The sequence below is a fragment of the Micromonospora sp. ANENR4 genome, assembly GCF_015354395.1.
Lineage (GTDB): Bacteria > Actinomycetota > Actinomycetes > Mycobacteriales > Micromonosporaceae > Micromonospora > Micromonospora aurantiaca.
Window position 1 is genome coordinate 1 of sequence record NZ_JADKYQ010000058.1, and the last position, 368, is coordinate 368.

Sequence of the window (368 nt, forward strand, 5' to 3'; positions counted from 1 at the left end):
AGCATGTCCACCCCACGCGGCAACCGGACACCCACAAGCGACTCCGGACCCACACCACGACCCCGCAACCACCACGCCACCCGATTCGCCCGCGCGTTCAACTCCCCGTACGACACCACCCCACCAGCAGCAACCACCGCCACCGCACCCACACCACGACGCACCCGCTCCTCGAACCCCACCACCGGATCCACCACCCGGCCCACCACCTCCGGCGCACCGAAACGCCGCAACACACCCCGCTCCCCCGACGGCAACCCCAACCCACCAACCCGCACACCCGGATCAGCCACCACCGCCACCAACAACTCCCGACACCGACCCACCAACCGACCGATCGACACCGCATCGAACAGATCCGTCCGGTA

1 protein-coding gene is annotated in these 368 nt (G+C 68.8%); it reads right to left on the reverse strand.

Annotated elements, in window-relative coordinates:
- Positions 1 to 236, reverse strand: a 236-nt coding sequence (locus IRY44_RS30495; RefSeq protein ID WP_194803574.1) for an AMP-binding protein, incomplete at its 3' end; no start/stop codon positions are given.
- Positions 237 to 368 lie beyond the last annotated feature (132 nt).